8 protein-coding genes are annotated in these 15,261 nt (G+C 57.4%); 1 reads left to right on the top strand and 7 read right to left on the bottom strand.

Going from position 1 to position 15,261, the window contains the following annotated elements; all coding sequences use genetic code 11:
• Nucleotides 1-247 precede the first annotated feature (247 nt).
• Nucleotides 248-2,506, top strand: a complete 2,259-nt coding sequence (locus tag M9Q49_RS33395; protein ID WP_254513673.1) for a serine/threonine protein kinase — start codon at nt 248-250, stop codon at nt 2,504-2,506.
• Between the two features lie 7 nt (nt 2,507-2,513).
• Here the strand turns inward: M9Q49_RS33395 and M9Q49_RS33390 are convergent, their stop codons facing one another.
• From M9Q49_RS33390 to M9Q49_RS33360, 7 genes are all read right to left on the bottom strand, one after another.
• On the bottom strand, nt 2,514-2,924 hold the full coding sequence (locus M9Q49_RS33390) for a hypothetical protein (protein ID WP_254513672.1): 411 nt from the start codon (nt 2,922-2,924) through the stop codon (nt 2,514-2,516).
• A gap of 73 nt (nt 2,925-2,997) precedes the next feature.
• Nucleotides 2,998-3,954, bottom strand: a complete 957-nt coding sequence (locus tag M9Q49_RS33385) for a DUF1559 domain-containing protein (RefSeq protein ID WP_254513671.1) — start codon at nt 3,952-3,954, stop codon at nt 2,998-3,000.
• Between the two features lie 437 nt (nt 3,955-4,391).
• A complete protein-coding gene (locus tag M9Q49_RS33380; RefSeq protein WP_254513670.1) occupies nt 4,392-5,918 on the bottom strand; it encodes an arylsulfatase in 1,527 nt (508 codons plus the stop codon).
• 407 nt (nt 5,919-6,325) lie between these two features.
• The gene (locus M9Q49_RS33375) at nt 6,326-9,331 is read right to left on the bottom strand and encodes a M12 family metallopeptidase (RefSeq protein ID WP_254513669.1); all 3,006 of its coding nucleotides are present in this window, start codon (nt 9,329-9,331) and stop codon (nt 6,326-6,328) included.
• Nucleotides 9,332-9,384: 53 nt separating this feature from the next.
• Entirely contained in the window at nt 9,385-10,425 is a 1,041-nt protein-coding gene (locus M9Q49_RS33370) for a trypsin-like peptidase domain-containing protein (RefSeq protein ID WP_254513668.1), read from the bottom strand.
• A gap of 70 nt (nt 10,426-10,495) precedes the next feature.
• Entirely contained in the window at nt 10,496-12,607 is a 2,112-nt protein-coding gene (locus M9Q49_RS33365; RefSeq protein WP_254513667.1) for a Dyp-type peroxidase, read from the bottom strand.
• Between the two features lie 11 nt (nt 12,608-12,618).
• The gene (locus tag M9Q49_RS33360) at nt 12,619-15,225 is read right to left on the bottom strand and encodes a pyruvate formate lyase family protein (protein ID WP_254513666.1); all 2,607 of its coding nucleotides are present in this window, start codon (nt 15,223-15,225) and stop codon (nt 12,619-12,621) included.
• Nucleotides 15,226-15,261: the final 36 nt, after the last annotated feature.

Genomic DNA, 15,261 nt, shown 5'->3' with positions numbered 1-15,261 from the left:
AATCAGCGCCAGGATGAAGGGCGACATCGTTCCTTTGGAAAGGACCTAAGTTGTCGGCGCGAGTTGTCTAATGATCGGCAGATGGATGTTTCCATGGGCCTGATCAGGAGGACGGACGATGAGAACTAAGGAAGGTGCGACTTGCGAACGAGCGATTCACCAGCGAGTGAACTGCGACGAGGGGAATTTCGAGACTCCCAGTTGGCCGTTTGGTTTTGACTATAATCGGGCCACCTTAGGAAAACCTATGCAATGGTCCGTTGACGAATGGTTGGAACAACTCACCGCGAGTGGGTTGCGCACGCGCGAAGGCTGGGAAGAATTGCTGGCCACGATTGAGCCGGCCGTGCGCGCGAATGCGGATGCACTTGCGCGCGAATTGGTGCGACTCGAAGCACTGACACCCTATCAGCTGCAGGAACTGCGGGCGGGGCGTGGTGGTCGGCTGCGGCTGGGAAATTATTTGCTGCTGGATGAACTGGGCCAGGGGGGAATGGGGACGGTTTACAAAGCCCAGCATCGCCGCATGGAAAGGTTGGTGGCGCTGAAGATTGTATCGCCGGCGGCGTTCGACACGCCGGGCGCATCGCCAGGAGTAGCCGGAGTCGCTGAGCGGTTTCAACGCGAAGTGAAGGCGGCGGCGCGGTTGTCGCATCCGAATATCGTCACGGCATACGATGCCGATGAAGCCGATGGTCAACATTTTTTGGTGATGGAGTACATCGCCGGCGACAACCTCGCCCACGTGGTGCGGCAGCGCGGGCCGTTGTCGGTGCCGCAGGCGCTGCACGTGATTGGGCAGGTCGCGCGGGGCTTGGAATATGCTCACGATCAGGGTGTGATTCATCGCGACATCAAGCCGGCGAATCTGCTGGTCGATGACCGCGGCGTGGTGAAGATTCTCGACATGGGCCTGGCTCGGTTGGAGTCTTTGGGTGCTGAGCAGGCATCGCTCACGGGCACGGGACAGATCATGGGGACGGCGGATTACATGTCCCCCGAGCAGGCGCTGAACACGCGCAAAGCCGATCATCGGACCGACATTTATTCCCTGGGCATCACGCTCTGGTATCTGCTCACTGGCACGACGGCGTATGGCGGCGAAACCGTGATGGAGCGGATCATGGCGCATCAAACGGCGCCGCTTCCTTCGCTTCGGTCGCTACGGCCAGAGGTGCCTGCTGAACTCGAACAAGTATTTCAGCGGATGATTGCCAAGAATCCCGCCGATCGGTTTGCCTCGATGACCGATGTGGTGGCTGCGCTGGAACGCTGCGGCAGCGACCTGGCACCGGCTGCGGACTTGCTCTTGCCGGGCGATGATACGCGGCTGATCACGACTGGCACCTCGGCGGGAACGCTGATGACCTCGACCCGGGTCACGCCGGCGCCGGCGGTGTCGATCACGAAGACGGCCATCGTTGCCGATGTGCAGCCAACGATTGCGTTGATGACTCAGCCGGCAACCCCGACACCGGTGTCAGCAGGATCAAGCTTCGCGCTCGTACGCTGGATCGCCATCGCGCTCGGCTTGGCAGTGTTGTTGCCGGTTGGTTACTTCGCCTGGACTGCCAATCGTGAGCCCGAGAAAGTTCCGCAGCGAGAAACGGAACCGACTCCGGCGGTCGTAGTGCCCGTCGTTACACTTGAGGATCGGTTGTTTTCCCCGGAGTATGAATGGACCGAGCCGGTGAACCTGGGACCAGCGATCAACACGGCTGCGCGTGAGACTTGTCCTCGTTTTACTGATGACGAGTTGACATTGATCTTTGAGCGCGGGGGCCGATTGGTGCAATCGCGCCGCGCGAACCTCGACACGCCTTATGACGAGCCGCAAGAGTTGATCGGAGGAGTGAACGAGCTGCCGGAAATGCGAGCTGGTTTTGGGCTCTCGGGTGATGGCTTGGTGCTGGCGGTATGTGCTCGTCAGGAGGGAAACTACGACCTTTTCTTAGCGACCCGCGCCGCAGTCACCGAGCCGTTCGGTCCGCCGCGTAAATTGCCCGCGCCTGTGAACACGCCGGACTGGGAGATTGTGGCGATGCTATCTGGCGATGGTCTCACGCTGTTTGCCTCTTCGAACCGTGGCAATCGCAAAGGGCAAGCGCAGGTGCATCAGTTCACGCGTGCCTCGCGGGAAGATGAATTTCAGGGAGGCGAAAAGCTGAACGACAATGTGAACGATGGCGGGATGACGGTCGCGGAATGGCTCAGCCCCGATAGTTTGGTGCTGGCCTCGACGCAGATGATTCAAACGCCATTTCCGACGCGATTGCATCGGCGCGAGTCGGTCGACAAGGAATTTGGACCGGCTATTTCATTTGGCGGGCCGTTCGAAAAAGTGCAGCCCTCGTCGCCGTGGATTTCACCAACCGGCGAGCGACTCTACTTTCACGCGCGTAACCTGCCTGAGAGTCGCGGCGATCTCGATCTGTGGATGTCGCGTCGGGTGTTAAAATCGAGCGAGGCGAACACGAACTCGGCGACGAACAACAGCGCTCCTTGAGCGTTGGCTATTCGATATTGAAATCAAAGCGGTTCGCGCCGCTGGCTTTGACTTCGACCGTTTGCTCGCTGGCCGTGTTGTACTTGGGCGGGACGCGATTCTTGGCCGGCGGGGCGGTCTTGCCCGCAGCAAGCTCATCGGGCGTGATGGGAAACTCTTCCATGGCGTTGATCTGCACGCGATAGCTGCCGGGCATCAAGCCTTGCGCGGCAGGGATTGAGTAGCTGCCATTGGTCACGAGCGCGCCGGCGGCTTTTACTTTGGCGTCGGGGAGTTCCAGAAAGTCGATCGTGGCTTTGTCGAGGGACTTGCCGTTCAACGTAATCGAGCCGCTGACGGCGCGCCGGCCGCCATTGTTATCACAGCCTGCGAGAAGGAAGAACGACAGGATCAGGCAGACGATGGAGAAGCGATTCATGAATGGTGCAGGTCGAGGAGTAGTGCAAAAGCTGGTGAACCACCGCCGCAGGGGCGGTGGCGGTGGAGGGCGATTAGTAATCGCCGATAACTTCGTTGCCGTAGCTGGTGCCGAGGTCGTGCCAGGTGGTGGCGTTGATGTTGTTGGTGATGAAGCGGACGCTGCCATCGCAGAGCGCAGCGTTCACACCGGCGGGATGGCGGCTGCGAGCACCGAAGACATAACCATTGGTGCGGAAGGCGCACGGCGGGTTCGGCCTGACTGCATCGCACCAATCCGAGCCGCTCCACGAGAGATCGGGGCTGGTGTCATTGGGCTTGAGCATTACGGAGAAGCCGCTACCCGGACCCCACCAAGTGTTGCCGCGCAGATCGTTTCGCTGACCGATCACCAATTCCGAAACCATCAGCGTGGAGCTCAACCCATCGGTGATCAGAGCCAGGCGTGGCGGCTTGCCCGAGACGAAGGGAGCGCCTTTGAAGGTGTAAGTGCCGTAGGTCGCCGTCGTCCAGTTGGCGGATTCGTCGACCGAGGTGTTGCCGAAATTGACGATGTAGTTGTGATAGGAAACATTGCTCGTGCCGCCCGGCCAACCCTTCTTATTCTTGATATCGCTCGGGCAGAGATAGAACTTGATCTCCTTGCCCGATGCCCCCGCGATGTTGTCGGCATGGTAGTAGTTGCGGCCGTTGGCCACGCCGTAGTCGTAATAAATAGCCGCGAGGTTCGAGGCTTCGGTGTACGGCATGACGGGAACCATCCACGAGCCTTGCCCCCAATAAGGAGATACACCCGGATTGGCGGGAGGCAGACCGCCGAGCGCGTCGACGTGGTTGTGCATCGAGATGGCGATCTGCTTGAGATGATTCAAGCACTGCGTTCGCCGCGCTGCTTCGCGCGCCGCTTGCACGGCAGGAAGCAAGAGCGCGACCAATACGCCAATGATCGCAATGACAACGAGAAGCTCGACCAACGTGAAGGCAGCAACATGCCGGACGCGCATGCGCAAGCCAGGAGAGAGGCGCCGCATAGGAATCTCGAGAAAAGGGGAGAGAGCTTGAGAGCCGAAAACCGAAGCAGCGGAAATGGCAGCAATTTCCGCTGGCAGTATAACATGAACGACGAGCGAAACCGTAGTTCAATTACTTTTGAGAAAGCAATTTTTTAGGGAGCTTCGGGTGGCGGTTTTCGCTTGCCCTCGAGCGGGTATGTGAAGACGGTGTCGCACTCGGAACACTGAGCGGTTCCGTGCGTTCCGGTGGATAGAACGTCGTCCAACTCGCGGGCGTCGGCGCCACACAAGGGACAAGGCGGGGGGCGGGTCATTCCGCGGCTTCTAGGCGTGCGCGTGGCAGGCGCTAAGGTGGGCGAGTCATTCGGCCCTTGGATTCTAATAGCGGGCAGCGAAATCTGCAGCAAAAATTACCGACGGGTTGAAATCTTAACAGTCTCGCGGAGGCGACTGATCTACTTCTTCTTCAGATCAGCCGGCGGCGCGTCTTTCAGGGCGGTGGCAGAATACTCGCGTGCGCGGCGGTCCCACTCGGCGGCGAGCTCTTTGACTTTGTCGGGATGTTCCGCGGCGAGGTTGTGGGTTTCACCTCGATCTTTCGACAGATCGTACAGCGACCACTCGTTTCCCTTGGCGGCAACGAGTTTCCAGATTCCTTGCCGGATCGCGCGGTTGTCTTCGTGCAGAAACCAGAGAGCATCGCGGTTCAGGTGGGTGTCTTTGGCGAACGAAGGAACCAAGCTGCGGCCAGGAGACGCCGGATGATCTGCCGTGATTTTGGTGGCTGCCGTATCTGAAGTTGAGACGCTCAGAATCGTCTGTGATAGATCGATGACATGGCCGGGAGTGTGGCGGAACTCGCCTTTCGCGGCGATGCCTTGGGGCCAATGAACGATGAGGGGCGTCGAGATGCCTCCCTCGTGAACCCAAGTTTTGTGGCGGCGGAAAGGAGTGTTGGCACAGCTCGACCAACCTGGGCCGAGGCAGGGATAGGTTGCTGCCGAACCGAGGGGCGCGGAAGGATCGTGCCCATCGCCGCGGACCATGATCTCGGCACTCGCGCCGTTGTCGGAGTGGAAAAAGATGAGCGTGTTTTCGAACGCGTTCATCGCTTTGAGTTGGGCCAGGACTTTGCCGATCTCCTGATCCATGCGGTCGACCATCGCAGCATGAATGGCCATCTTCTGCGCTTGAAAAGCTTGTTGCTCGGGTGTGAGTTCCGACCAAGGCAACGGCCGATTCACTTCGCCGGGCCCAAGTTTCTCCATCGCGGCTGGAAAGGGATAAGGCGGGCCGACGTCGCGTTCCATCGGCGGCAGCTCCGCCGCGGGAAAGCCCAACTCCTGTTGTTTGGCAAATCGCCGCTGCTGAATTTCATTCCAGCCGGCCGTGTATTTCCCTTCGTACTTCTTGATGTCCTCTGGCAGCGCATGCAGCGGGAAGTGGGGCGCCGTGAAGCAGAGATAATGAAAGAAGGGCCGATCGGCAAATTTCTCGGCATGTTCCTGCAAGCAGCGAACGGCGTGATCGGCGACGCCGATGGTCGAGTAATAGCCTTCGCTCTGCGGCACCGGTTTTTCGTCGTCGGTCACGCTCCCCGTTTTGAAGTAGTTGCTCTGGCTGATGCCGCCGAGGTCGTAGGAGTGATCAAAGCCCTGGGCCAGCGGCCTGCCATCGATGTGCCACTTGCCGCTGTGATAGTTGCGATAGTTCTGCTCGCGCAGTTGTTGCGAAAACAGTCGCGCCCACTCCGGCCTTGTTCCCTGGCTGCCGCTCTTTACGCCGGCGACGGTATCGCGGCGGACCTGCTGCGGATAATAACCGGTCATGACCGCCGCGCGGGTCGGCCAGCAGCGAGCCGTGTTGTAAAAGTTGGTATACCGCAACCCACCTTTCGCCAGCCCATCTAAATTGGGCGTGGCAATCTCCGAGCCATAACAGCCGAGATCGGAATAACCCAAGTCATCGGCGAGTATAAGCACTATATTAGGCGCACGACCGGCCGTCGGTTGCTGTTCGCAATTGGCCGTTCGAACTGACACCGAAAGGCAACAGGTGGCAAGGATCAGTGCAACGAATGAGTGTTGTAGACGGCCAAAGTATTCGGCAGGCGAACACGGCATCATTCGGTGAAAGAGCATGAACCACCAAGCTGCTGAAAGATAAGCTGCGAAACGAGCGCCAGTATCTGTCGAGTGAATTGGCTGGTCAACAGACTGGGAAAGCCAGCAACATGAGCGCCGGGGTCGATCTCGTGCGCGATGCTTTCCGCCCTGCGCTGCAGGATTGGTTCTCAATGCGGAAGCCGATGGCCGCATTACCGACCTTGCGCCGACGTCTTAAGACGCGGCGTCTCACTTTCAGAAAAGATAGGTTCGTACTGCACCGCCTACGGGTACAAGGCTGCGACGGCAGCGATGTCTCCAGCGCTCAAGCCGGTGCGTTGCCCAATCGGTTCACCATGGGGAGTTCTGATTGTTGGCAACGCGGGATTCTTGGCAAAGGCGTTCCATGGATAATGCATGATCGAGCCGTAGTCGTAGGCACCGATGTCATCGCCATCGGTAACGTGCTGCAGAAAATTGTGAGCCATGTTGGTTTGCACGTTGGCAAAATCGATGGTCACAAATTGATCGCGATCTTTGCGGCTTTGTTCGTGCCAGAGCCCGACAACATGCCCCATTTCGTGAATGGCGTTGCCTGTCGTGCAATTTGGGCCGAGCGTGACAAATTGCTGCCCACCCTGGCGACCAACGGCAGCTGAGCAGCCGCCACCAGGGCGGAAGGTGACGAAGTCGGCTTGATTGGTCCTCGCCACAAACCGAATTTGAGTTTTGTTGTGCCACTCGTCAATCGCATCCGTCACGCGTTGCTGGTTGGGAAGCGCCGGATCAATGGTGTAGGGAATCTGCCGATGCGGCCAGCGGAACCGCGTGCCGGTTATTGCCAGGCCTTCAAGCCCTGACTCAGGGTCGCCGGCAATCTCGGTCAATGACCCTAGATCGATATCGCCTTCGAAGATTGCACGGTTCTCGAGTACCGAGAATTTGACGAGACGATTTTGAAACGTCTCGCCATGAATATATCCCTCGGCAACTTCAAGTTCACTCAGCGAGTCAGCAGTCTCGACATAAGCCCGCGGCGCCGCGGGAGCGTCTTGCGATTCCAAACCCGATCCGGCGACGACGCCTTCATTAACCGCGTCACCGGCCTCCAAGCCATGCTGGTCGTATTTTTTGAACCAGGTGAGTTTGAACAGGCCGCCCAGCATCGCTTCGATTTCGGCGATGGGTTTGGTGAATGGTTGCCACTCCTCGGGAACGATAAACTCGAGCCCGCTTTCGGAGAGATCCTGCTCCAACACAAAGCCAAAAGCCTGCGGACCAGTCGGGCCCTTGGCGACAATGATCTTCCAATAGGAGCTCGGAATTTGAATTCGCACCTCGCCGTAGTCATCAACAACGCGAAACACCTGATCATCCGCACGCAGCACAGGCCCGGCAAAAATGCACAGCAGTTCCGAGCCGGCCTGCTTTGCAACCATGTTTTCTAAATCGCCCCAATTGTCGTCCCCTTTGTTGCTGCGATTGAAAATCGCCGTTTGCGGCGAGCAATTGGTCGTATGAAAAGTGTCTCCATTGGCCTTGCGAATGTCGGGCAGCGTTTTGCCCCAGCACACATCTTCGCGGCGGATCAGATGCCCCTTGTCCCAGGCCTGGTTGTCGTCGGTGAAGAAGATGTCGGGCAACTGTTGATCCTCGGGAATGCGCGGATCGGTCACCCACTTTTCCGAGGTTCCTTCCGGCAAACCAGTCAGTTCGTTGCGAGTCGGTTTTTTACCGTCGATCAATCGCGACGACTTCCGCCAATCGACGTTGGCCGCGGTGAACATGGCCAGGCGGCGCTTCTTATGCATCACCACCGAAAACTTGTGATATTTCAACTCAACCGAATCATCGTCGAGCTTCGCTGCCATCCGTTTGCCGGCAGCGGTGAGCGTGGGGAGCGGCACCACTTCGTCATCGTTCAGTCCGAGAAAATCGGGCTGATATCCCTTCCGTTGATTCAACCGCCCCGCGATGATCGGCTCCTGCAGCCCCTCCAATCCGGTAGTTACTGCATCGGCCTGGATCGATTCGACCTGGGTGCTCTTGGGTGCGAGTGTTTCGACCGTCACCGTAATTTTGAGCGGACCGGACACAATGGTAGAAGTGATCGGCGCAATAGTTGGTGCCGACGCTGTAGGCGGTGTTGGCGCGTTGGCTTCAACTTTGACAGGCGGTGTGGTCGCAGGCGGATCTCCCGCGGGACTTAACGCAGGAGATTCAGGATCGGCCAATCGCCAGGCAGCGAGCCATTCGTCCGTCGCTGCAACGTTGGCCACAAAGTTTACCCCCGCAGCAACGACCCGGCTGTCGCGCGCGAGTTCATACGTCGGCACGCAGTAATTGGCCTTTAGATAAATCCCAGCAAAGTGCAGGCCGACGATTTCCCCGGTCATCACGTCGAGCACGGCCGATCCGGAATTACCGCCGAGCGTAGAACTATCGTGCGTCATTGCATTGACGGAGTTGCCAAAGCTATTGATGATCGCCCGCGCGCGAATCCTACCGGGATGCAGACGTTTGACATTAAAGACGCCGCCGAAGATCTGGTTCTGCAATTGAAAATCATTGCGAGCATCCTGAGCCGGATAGCCGATTACCGCGATCTCGCGGCCATCGAGTTCTTCTGGTGTGCGAATCGACAGCCGCAACTTGCCATGACCTGCAGGGAGACCGTCCACCCGCAGCAGCGCCATGTCCCAAAAAGGGTGGATCATCACGACTTCGCGCACCCGCAAGTTGACGGATGCCGCCGATTGAAATTCGCGTTTGAAGTCGACGGCAGCGGACTGTCCCGCCTTGAACGCGAGATTACGAAGGCCCAAGCCAACGGCAAATAGCTCACCCACGTGGCGGTTGGTCATCAACAAGTTGTCGCCGACCACGAATCCCGTGCCGCCGAACGGAAGCATCGGATTGTCTGGCAACTCGATTCGCCCAACCGAAGGAATCGCGGCTTCAATGTTTTTGCGAATCGCCTGCTGATCGAAATGTGTCCAGGGGGTCGGAATCGGGCCGTAGCTGTCGCCGGTGACAAAGACCACGGGGCGTTCGCGTGGCAGGATGATCGCTTCCAACCCAAAGAGTTCCGAGCTCGAAAGGTCTTCATCTTGGGCCACCTTTTGCACCGATCGCAGCGACTCATCCAGCAATTGGTCGTTCGCCACATTGATCGACTCCAAACCTTCCGTAAAACCGAACGACGGCTCGCGAATGAGCGACTCGACGTTCCCACCGGTGATCTGTTGCAGCATTTCTTTTAACCGGCGTGCTTTTTCATCGTTGTTCATTGAATGCGATCCTTATGTAGAGATAGTTGAATCGTGCTTTTAAAACGGCGGTGTTAGTCAATCGTCTCGATCAGCCCCGGCAGATTTTTGTCGCGCAGATCCTTCAATATCTGGCGCATGGGAATGCCATGGTTATTGATGTTTTCTTCGCCATGATGATGCAGGGCGGCGAGATCCCAGTTCTCTAAGAACACTGGCGAACCTGAGGATCCGCCGGCGGTATTGGCAGAATAGGCGACGCGGCCCATGAAGCTGTCCACATCGAAGACCACACCAAAGGCGAGGGAAAGTGGATTGCCCAGTGGATGCCCCAAGACGCTGACGGGCTCACGGAGTTTGTCGAACTGATAATTCCTGACTTTGAAGTAGCCGCGGTCTTTGTCGGGTGTGCGATCCAATTGGAGGATCACATAATCGAATTCTTTGGGACCGCTCCGAGCCAGTTCCTTGACGAACTTGTACTTCGGCAAATCCTCTCGATTGGTTCCCTCGACAAAATCGAAGACCACGTCGAACTCGGTGTGAGTTCCCTGCTCGGCGATCACGTGCGAGTTGGTGATGATTCGATCGGGACCAATCAAGAATCCGGTGCCGAGCATCTTTCCGGCAATGGAACAGACCTTCGTGCGGCTGCTGGCCATCCGCTTCACGAAGTTCTCCACATCTTGCCCCACTTTCAAATGGGGAGCCCTGACCACCACCGCCTGCAAGCCACCATTACTGTCAAACTCGGCATAGGCAGCCCGAACTTCTGCAGCCTTCGGGTTTTCGTAGTCCTTGTTCAACAGTGAAACGACCTTCGATTCGATCACCTGTTGCGAACTCTTGATCTCCTGATCCAGCTTTTGAGCGAGCGCTTTTAATTTGGGATTACCTGGTCTTTCCCGCAGCGCTTCGACAAATAGTTTGTCGACGATTCCAACGTGATCGCAGTGCCCGATCAGTTCAAAAACTCTTTTCTTGAGGGGCCCTGGCCCAACTACATTGTCCAAATTGATGTCGAGCTTGAATCTCACAAGCATCGTCAATTCATCTGCGTCGAATGCACTCAGCAAAGCTTCCGTGAACTCTTGATAGTTCTTACTTAAATCCACTGCGTTACCTCCTAGTGTTTGAATGCCGGCAGGTTCCAGATGCGGCGAGAATTCAAATTCACGAAGCCAATCAATGCAGCAGATCTTCGGTTGCGTGCGGATTGCCGACGACGGCAGTGTCGATCGTAAAGACTTCCAGCTTGACCTTTTGTTCTCGTTGGCTGTTGATCACAAAGAACCGTTTGTCTTGGTGTTTTTCTTTGCAATCCCGCATCGCGGAGACAATGAGGCTGATATTGGCCGGATCATCGTCCGACATGCCGAAACGATGCGGCAATTCGGGACCGTAGTCCCGCACAGCCCGGTCGACTGATTCGATAATGGCAAGTCGCTTGAGCGCTGGTATGGTCAGCGCCGGCATGGTCAGTGCCTCAGTGTTGGGAGCCGTGTTTTCGCTCAACTGCTTGCGAGTGGCTTCGTTGGTCACTGGGTAAATCGAATGGTATACCGGCTCTGCTGGCAGCAACTTGCTGTTCACGAGCGCGCGAATTCCGGCCTGGATGGTCGCCGCACTGTGACCCCGCGCGGTGATAATCGAAACGGGTCGTTGCTTCTGGCAGGCATAAACAAGCAGATCCCAGGACGGCGCTTTCCATTTGTCCTCGCTTTGCTGCACCGCCGCGAGCACATCTTTCACGAATGGTTGCTCATCCGGTGCGGCATCCGCATCGCGAAAGTTACGAAAGGTGCCCTCGAATTCTGCATAGTCACCCCACTTGCCTGGCTTCCCCAACTGAGGATGGACTGCGGCATAGTCTTCGGTCGACAGCTCGACTTCTTCGCCCGTAATCGTGTTGATGACGACAATTTTCGTTTTGAGGTACATAATGTTGTCATCGAAATCGAACAGGTAAAAGCTGACCGGAGACTTAGTCGTCGTCATGTGAACGCTCCTGCGAAGAGATTGCCCTCGGGGACCAAATAGCCCCGATCCGACAAAATCATCTTTCTCGGTGATGCCGGGCGGGCAAAAGTAATAGCCGCCATCAAGCGTTGAGAGCGTTGGTGGTTTTCCATCGTACTCTGCATACATCGCATCGATGCCGGTGCCCCGTCGGGGAAAGTTGGGGTTGAATTGCCACATCGTGGCAACATGCTCAAACTGCTCGCGGATGCTGCGCATGAACGCGAGAAAATGAAGCCCTACCTGCAACTGGTCGTTCTGAACGCCGTCAAAAAATGGATAGGCCCGGCGATGAAAACGGCGGTCGAGATCGTTCACACCAAACAAGTCTGGTGCCGGACGGCGCGGTTGAACCTTGCGAATATGCGACATCAGCGGAGTAAGCTGGCCGTCTTCATCGCCGGCATAATCAGGAATGAGTGTTTCCCGATTGAAGTTGTGCGTCAAAGGGTTCCCATCTCGTTTCGAGCGACCGATTCGTCGCTCTTGTTCGGCTTCGGCGATCCGCTCCCACTCGCCGATCTGCTCGCGAATTTTGCGGTAGACAAGGTACGTCCCACCCTCGCACCAAGCCGGTTCGTGCGCTTGCTGATCGACATAGACCAGGCGGTGCAACGGGTCATCGCCAGTTGCACGCAAGTTGGCGATGCCGTCGTCGAAACCCAGATGCTCGCGGAGATCAGGCCGGGCGAAACCACGCTCGACACCTGTCACGTCAAAGTATTGGCCAAGATCATTCGCATCTGTCATCCGCTTCGTGATCCAAACGTTGACATATTGATGGTCGCTGCACACCAGCAAGATAATGTCCGTCGCCGTGTCGCCAGGTAGAAACTGATCCTGCGGAAGCGATGGCATGATCTTCAGGCTGCGCGGCATTCGTCCGCGCAAACCGTAGCGATCGCGCCCAGTGCGATCGCGAAAGAGCGTTGCTCCGAATCCAATGGTCACAGTAACTCGATAGCTGTCTGGCAAGTTCCTGGCATCGAGCGGCAGCGTGTGCGATTGGTCGGGAGAACGCTCCATTTCGTGATAGGCCATCTGCGACAACTTTTGCAAAGCAATCTGCAATTCGGCGCGATCGCGCGCAAGTACATTGGCGCGAATGATGGTCAAAAAGCCCTGCAACTCGACACGCCCTCGATAGCGCGCGTAGGCTTCGTCGCTCACTCCCGCGGGAGTCTCCACAGGCCGGATCGGATCGGTAATTCCCGCCTGAAATCGACGCGCGTAGAGCGGCGTCAATTGGGCAATGGGAATGGTATTGGCTTGACTCATTGTTCTGGTCCTCAGTTCGGCACATACAGCGGACGCCGCTGGTGTTGATCTTGATGCGCAGGGAACAGCACGATGAAGTTCTCGTGCCAACCGCCCATTCGCACCCGGAGCAAGTCGTATTGATGTGGTCGCTGCCGCGCGCTCGCAAACGATTCCGGATCGCCCGCGGTGATCGTCAGCATGTTGCCTGCATTGCCCTTAGCGAATTCGCGAATCACCCATTCCAACTCGGCCTGGGGAAAGTTCTCGCGAACATTCATATCTACCGGCGCACCATCCGAAAGAAATTGAAAAGCAGGGTCAGCGAACGTTTTCAACGCGTGACGGATGGGAACTTCGCGGGCATGCCGGACTACTTTTCCATTCTCCGCAGCAAGTGCCGGTTGATCGGAGGGAATCGGCGCAGCCGAGAAGTCTGAACTGATTGGCTGACCAGCAAGCCGTCCGTCGGCCGACGCACCGCAAGGCGCTCCCAGCCCCACGTATTGCTCAAACGTTCCTACTCCTGGAGCGATCAATAATTCGAAGGGTTGGCCTGCAATGTCGTAGCGCGCTTTCAACTCCGCGAGTTTCGATTGGTACAGCGGATGGTTGCGGACGGCAGTGATAGCCGCTTGATACGTGCTGATCAAACGGCTGCCATAGGCGTCCACGTCAGGCAGTCCCATGCCAAACCGAGGGAGCGCCAGGGCCTCTTTCCGCAATTCAGCCATCCGTTGCGGCGACAACGCGGGCAGACCCAAGCCGGGAGTGGCTTGCCAGGTATCCGGGCGCTGTGGGTCGAAACCAAATCCCCAATTATTGCGCAGACAGACCAACAACTCTTCGAGGGTGAGTCGGTTTCTCTGAAACACTAACACGTCGATCGCGTACAACGAATCGACGACGTTGCTTGCACCTACCAGCAGCGGTGACAGCAAATGATAGCGCGCCCCGCCAGCCGACAAGTCACGCCCACTTTCTAAGCAGCCATTGATGAGGGCCGACAACAGCGGTGATGGACAGACTCGCTCTTTCTCACCGTAATACTTCATGACGTCGTGCAAATAATGATGCACGTCGAACTCCAGGTGCAGAGCCAGCACTTGCCAAAACTGTTCCATGTTTTGGATTTGTCCTGCGGCTGGCGTTCTGGCTGCGGCCTTCATTCCGCGCAAATGGGCGCCGCCGGCCCCCATCAGCAACGCACCACGGTTGAGCGATTTTTCGATCAACTGCAAGCCCAGAATCATGCCGAAGGAAAACTCCGTTTCTCCGGCGTACAGCGTTTCAAAGCACCCATCGCAGGCGTAATTGCGGGCGCTCGCGAGCGCAACATTGCCGCCGGTTCCTTGATGTAGCGGCGGGATCAGGCGCTCGTCACTGAGCAACACGGGCTGAGCGCCGCCACTAAGCAACGTGCGCGCTGCTGACTCGATCAGTTCCCGAGGCGAGTCGTGATGCAACCGTAAATTCAAAGTGGGGCTAACCAAGGGAAGTCGCCGGGCGGCTTCCAGGCAGAATGTCGTAATTTCGTTGCTGGCATCTTCAGCAGGCTCGGCATCGTTGGCCTTTACTCCGCCGATCGTGATCTGCTGCATCCACTGATTGAGCAGCGCGCCTTGATCGAAATTGCTTGCCATCTTGGAACCAGGCAGCGCGCCGTCGTGCGGCGTGAAGCGATCCTCGGCATGGCTATTGGTGAGCAACACATGAGCGTTGAGCTTGATCCACAGCAGATCGATGACCTCCTGGCCAGCTGCCTGTTGCTCAGCGCGCGCAACGCCCTGCAGATCGGCTGCCGCACAATCTCGTTCAAAGAATGGGCCCAACAACTGATCGACTCGACCCAGCGGCACGATTTCGCCAGTGAGGTGCAATACAGAGTGCATCAGCAGGAGGCATTGCGCGGCTTCGAGTAAGGTGCGCGGCGGCTGCGCCGGCGTGTGTCGCAATCGCTGCTCTACCTCCAACAAATTCTGCCGACGATCATCGGAAAAACGCGCGGCCTCTTTTCCGGCGAGATCCGCGAGCCGAGCGGCATAGTCCATCACCGCTTGCAGCGTGATTTCGACGGACTCATAAAAGTGGCGGCTTTGCTCAGCTGTTGCCAGGTCGTCGGTGATTTTTTTTTGGCGCTCGCGGCATTCGTCAACGATGGCCTGCAACCCGCGTTCGAGCACGCGCTGATGATTGGGGACAATGTGTCCGAAGGGGGACCATTCGTTTAAAAAGTTGAGGCCGTGCTCACGTTCTTCTTCTACGGTCAAATAGCGAACCAATTCTTTGCCTTGCCCGACCGAGTACGGTGGCGGGCAACCGACGATGCGCTCGTCGGCATCGATATCGAAAATTCCTTCCTCATCGCAGAAGCGGCCGCTGCTGACAGTCTCCAGAAGCAGACGGACGGCCAGGGCTTTGCGAATGGCGATTGGCTGGCAGGCGATTTTTGCGGCTTCGGCAGGAACCAGATCCCGAAACAAGTGCGGCAGATCGTCCGACGACAACGCAACCGGCCCGCGGGTCCAACGGTCAAACAGTCGCTGCAACAATCGGCACACCCGCGGCGATGGTACATCAAGATGCGTGGTGGGCAGACTGGCCAGATATTGCCAGTATTCGATGATGTTTCGGTGCATCTGCCGGCCTTCGGAGAAAGTTAAGAGCGAACCGTC

The sequence above is a fragment of the Anatilimnocola floriformis genome (genome assembly GCF_024256385.1).
Taxonomy (GTDB): Bacteria; Planctomycetota; Planctomycetia; order Pirellulales; family Pirellulaceae; genus Anatilimnocola; species Anatilimnocola floriformis.
This window is presented reverse-complemented; position numbering and strand designations above follow the sequence as displayed.

Bases quoted from the DNA above. Each gene is read 5' to 3' on its own strand.
- M9Q49_RS33375 (WP_254513669.1), bottom strand. From the start codon at position 9,331: ATGAACAACGATGAAAAAGCACGCCGGTTAAAAGAAATGCTGCAACAG.
- M9Q49_RS33395 (WP_254513673.1), top strand. From the start codon at position 248: ATGCAATGGTCCGTTGACGAATGGTTGGAACAACTCACCGCGAGTGGG.
- M9Q49_RS33390 (WP_254513672.1), bottom strand. From the start codon at position 2,924: ATGAATCGCTTCTCCATCGTCTGCCTGATCCTGTCGTTCTTCCTTCTC.
- M9Q49_RS33365 (WP_254513667.1), bottom strand. From the start codon at position 12,607: ATGAGTCAAGCCAATACCATTCCCATTGCCCAATTGACGCCGCTCTAC.
- M9Q49_RS33385 (WP_254513671.1), bottom strand. From the start codon at position 3,954: ATGCGGCGCCTCTCTCCTGGCTTGCGCATGCGCGTCCGGCATGTTGCT.
- M9Q49_RS33360 (WP_254513666.1), bottom strand. From the start codon at position 15,225: ATGCACCGAAACATCATCGAATACTGGCAATATCTGGCCAGTCTGCCC.